The sequence below is a fragment of the Kitasatospora sp. NPDC058406 genome (assembly GCF_042722765.1).
In the GTDB taxonomy this organism is placed as follows: Bacteria; Actinomycetota; Actinomycetes; order Streptomycetales; family Streptomycetaceae; genus Kitasatospora.
This window is the reverse complement of the sequence record NZ_JBHXKE010000156.1, coordinates 18,116-22,122: the sequence shown is the minus strand read 5'-3', so window position 1 is coordinate 22,122 and position 4,007 is coordinate 18,116. Positions and strand designations below refer to the sequence as shown.

3 protein-coding genes are annotated in these 4,007 nt (G+C 73.7%); all 3 read left to right on the top strand.

What is annotated here, in order from left to right; genetic code table 11:
* Positions 1-375 precede the first annotated feature (375 nt).
* The 3 genes from ACFWOG_RS26830 to ACFWOG_RS26820 are packed head-to-tail and all read left to right on the top strand — an operon-like array spanning position 376 to position 3,837.
* Entirely contained in the window at positions 376-2,019 is a 1,644-nt protein-coding gene (locus ACFWOG_RS26830) for an ABC transporter substrate-binding protein (protein WP_380361260.1), read from the top strand.
* Position 2,020: 1 nt separating this feature from the next.
* Positions 2,021-2,983 (top strand): ABC transporter permease, encoded by a 963-nt coding sequence (locus ACFWOG_RS26825; protein WP_329952842.1) that lies wholly within the window; start codon positions 2,021-2,023, stop codon positions 2,981-2,983.
* Complete coding sequence (locus ACFWOG_RS26820; RefSeq protein WP_380361259.1) at positions 2,980-3,837, top strand: ABC transporter permease; 858 nt, start codon at positions 2,980-2,982, stop codon at positions 3,835-3,837. The genes ACFWOG_RS26825 and ACFWOG_RS26820 overlap by 4 nt, the downstream gene beginning before the upstream one ends.
* Positions 3,838-4,007 lie beyond the last annotated feature (170 nt).

Genomic DNA, 4,007 nt, shown 5'->3' with positions numbered 1-4,007 from the left:
GAATTCCCCCATTCACCAGATCTGACGGTCCCGGTTAGGCCGATACGGCCCCCCGAACGGCCGCACCGCCCCCGGCGGGTGGGACGCCGGGGGCACCACACCCGAACCACCCGCACCACCCGCACCACGAGCTCCCACGCACCGCCACGCACACCCGCGCACCTCCGAACACACCGAGCGCGTCCCCCGGAACGGACGGCCCCCTCCCCGGAGTCAGGGCCCTCATAGGGGGACGGCCAGGGGGATCGGACCCGGACGGAGCCACCAGACTCGTCGCATCGTCCGCGGCCGGGGCCATCGCCTCCTCCCGCGGAGCGGGCAGGCCTGACGCCGCCCACCGTTCCCCCCGCCTCGCGCAGGATCGAGAAAGAACCCATGTACAGCAGACGTCGATTCCTCCGTCTCCCCGTTGCCGCCACCGTCGCCGGCCTCATCGGCCCGGCCGTCCTCGTGGGCTGCTCCGACTCCTCCGCCCCGCCCTCCGCGAAGAGCGGCGGCGGCACCCTGCGCTACGGCGCCGCGGTCGAGCCCGACAGCTGGGACCCGCACGCCGCGTCCACCGCCGTCACCGGGCGGCTGCTGCGGCCGGTGCTGGAGTCGCTGGTCTCGCTGGCGCCGGACGGGACGGTCAAGCCGTGGCTGGCCGAGTCGTGGACGGTGTCGCCCGACGGACTGACCTACACCTTCACGCTGCGCACCGGCGTGACGTTCAGCGACGGCACGCCGTTCGACGCGGCGGCGGTGAAGGCGAACTTCGACCACATCACGGCGCCCAAGACGGCCTCCAAGCGGGCGGCGGGCCTGCTCGGCCCCTACAAGGACACCGAGGTGATCGACCCGCGCACCGTGGCCGTCCACCTGACGGCCCCGCACGCCTCCCTCCTCAACGCGGTGGGGAGCACCTTCCTCGGCTTCCACTCCCCCGTCGCGCTGCGCGACCACGTGGGCGACCTCTCCTCCGGCGGCCCGTTCGTCGTCGGCACCGGTCCGTTCACCTTCGAGTCGGTGACGCCCGGCCAGCAGGCCGTCTTCAAGCGCCGGCCCGACTACGCGTGGGCCCCGCCCACCGCCGCCCACCAGGGGCAGGCGAAGCTGGAGAGCATCGTCGTCCTGCTGCTGAAGGAGGACGCCTCGCGGGTCGGCGCGCTGACCTCCGGCCAGGTCGACGCCGCCGAACTGATACCGGCGAACCGGCTCGCGGGCCTGCGCGGCCAGAACGGCGTCCAGGTGGTCCGCAAGGCGGTGCCCGGCGTGCCCTACACGTACTACCTCAACACCGCCCGCGCACCCTTCGACGACCTCCGCGCCCGTCAGGCCGCCCGGCACGCCATCGACTTCGCCGGCATCGTCAAGGGCATCTTCCAGAGCGAGTACGAGCAGGCCTGGGGGCCGCTGGCGCCCTCGACCCCCGGCGCCGACGCCTCGCTCGCCAAGGCCTGGGAGTTCAGCAAGGAGAAGGCCGAGCGGCTGCTCGACGAGATCGGCTACACCGGGCGGGACTCGGACGGCTACCGCACCAAGGACGGCAAGCGGTTCACCGTCGAGCAGCCGTACGTGCAGACCTTCGTGTCCGCCCAGAACCACACCTTCGACGTGGGCATCCAGGACGCGCTGAAGCAGGTCGGCATCGAGCTGAAGCTGGTGCCGCTCGACTCCGCCGGCTCCATCGGGCGCACCGGCAAGGGCGACTACGACGTCTTCGCCTTCGCCTGGCAGGGCTCCGACCCGAGCCTGCTGCAGAGCCTGTACCACTCCAAGTCCCAGTTCGGCGGCGGCGGGGCCAACGGCGCCCGGGTGCGCGACAGCCAGATCGACGGCTGGCTGGACCAGGCCCAGGCGACCGTCGACGCGGGGCAGCGGCTGGAGCTGTACCGCAAGGTGCAGCGGCGGATCGTCGAGCAGGCGTACTCGTTCCCGGCGTACATCGCCACCATGGACGTCGCCCAGCACGGCAAGGTGAGCGGTCTGGTCCTGGACGTCGACGCCAACACGGACTTCTACGGCATCGGGGTGGCCTGAGGTGTCCGACCGTGCCCGGTCCGTGCCGCCCTGGGCGAGGTTCGTCGCCCGGCGGCTGGCCGCGGGCGTCGTGGTGGTGTGGGGGACGCTCACGGTGACGTTCTTCGCCATCCACCTCGCCCCCGGCGACATCGTGGACGGACTGATCGGGCCGGGCGCGGCGGCCACGCCGGGCCTGCGCGACCAGATCATCGCCGAGAACGGACTGAACGACCCGCTGCTCGTCCAGTACGGCCGCCAGCTCGCCCAGTTGGCGAGCGGCGGCCTCGGCTGGTCGTACCAGCTCAACGAGCCGATCGAGCGGATGCTGGGCAGCCAGGTCGGGCCGACCGTCGAGCTGGCCCTGTCCGCCCTCGTCACCGCGCTGGTGCTGGCGGTGCTCGCGGCCACCCTGACGGCCGGCCGGGGCCGGGCGGTGCGCGGCGCGGCCGGCGTGGCCGAGCTGCTGACGGTCTCGATGCCGTCGTTCTGGCTCGGCATCATCCTGCTGACGGTGCTGTCGTACCGGTTCCAGGCGCTGCCCTCGATCGGGGCGGACGGGCCGGCCGCGCTGGTGCTGCCGACGCTGGCGCTGGCGCTGCCGCTGGCCGGGGTGCTGTCCCAGGTCATCCGGCAGGAGCTGGAGACCGCCGACGGCCGCCCGTTCGTCCTCACCGCGCGCTCGCGGGGCCTCGGTGCCACGGCGGTGCTGCTGCGGCACACCCTGCGGCACGCGCTGCTGCCGCTGACCACACTCGCCGGCTTCGTGCTGGGCAGCCTGTTCGGGGGCGCGGTCCTGGTGGAGAACATCTTCACCAGGCCGGGCCTCGGCCGGGTGCTGGCCAACGCGGTCGGCACGCGCGACCTGCCGGTGGTGACGGCGCTGGTGGTCATCTCCAGCGCGGCGTTCGTCGTCATCAACACCGTGGTGGACCTCCTCCACCCGTTGATCGACCCCCGCCTGCGCGAGGGGGGTCCCGCGTGAGCACCGCCACCGCACTGCTCGACCCCCCGGCCGCGGCGGCCGCCCGCCGGGGCGGGCTGCTGCGGTCGCCGGTGGGGGTGGCGCTGCCGCTCCTGCTGGTCGTGGTGGCGGTCGTGCTGACCTTCCCCGGCCTGTTCGCCACCCACGCCCCCGAGGCGACGGACGTCGCGGCGGCCCTGCAACCGCCCGGCTCCGCGCACTGGTTCGGCACCGACCAGCTCGGCCGGGACGTCTGGTCCCGGCTGGTCCACGGCACCCGGCTGTCGGTGCTGATCGCCGTCGGCGCGACGGTGATCGGGGTGGGCGGCGGCGCGCTGCTCGGCCTGGTCGCCGGGTGCGGCGGGCGGCGCGTCGACTTCGTCCTGATGCGGGTCGTGGACGTGCTGCTGGGCTTCCCGGAGCTGCTGCTCGCTCTGCTCGTGGTGGCGCTGCTGGGCGGCGGAACCGTCAACGTGGCCATCGCGATCGGCATCGCCGGGGTGCCCAACTACGCCCGGCTGGTCCGCGGCCAGGCGCGGCTGGTGCTGCGCTCGGAGTTCGTGGAGGCGGCGCGGGTGCTCGGGGTGCCGGCCTGGCGGTCGGTGCTGCGGCACGTGCTGCCGAACGTCGGCGGACCGCTGGTCGTCCTGGCCTCCATCGGTCTGGGGTCGGCCATCATCTCGGGTTCCGGGCTGAGCGTGCTCGGTCTCGGCCCCGTCCCGCCGGAGGCCGACTGGGGATCGATGGTCGCCGACGGCAAGGACTTCCTTCAGACCGCCTGGTGGATCTCGATCGCGCCGGGCCTGGCCATCTCGGTCGTGGTGGTCTGCACCACGCTGATCGGCCGCGGTCTCCAGCTCAGGGCGGTGCGATGAGTACGGCGAGGACGACAGGTCCCACGGGGACGACGGATACGACGGACAAGGCGGGCAGGACGGACCGGGCGGGGACGACGGGCGGGTTCGCCACCGTGGCCTCCCCGGCCGGGGAGGCCACGGCCGCCGGGCGGACTCGACGCGCCCTCGTCCGGGTGGAGGGCCTGCGG

Coding starts and splice junctions, on each gene's coding strand:
- ACFWOG_RS26830 (WP_380361260.1), top strand. CDS start 376: ATGTACAGCAGACGTCGATTCCTCCGTCTCCCCGTTGCCGCCACCGTC.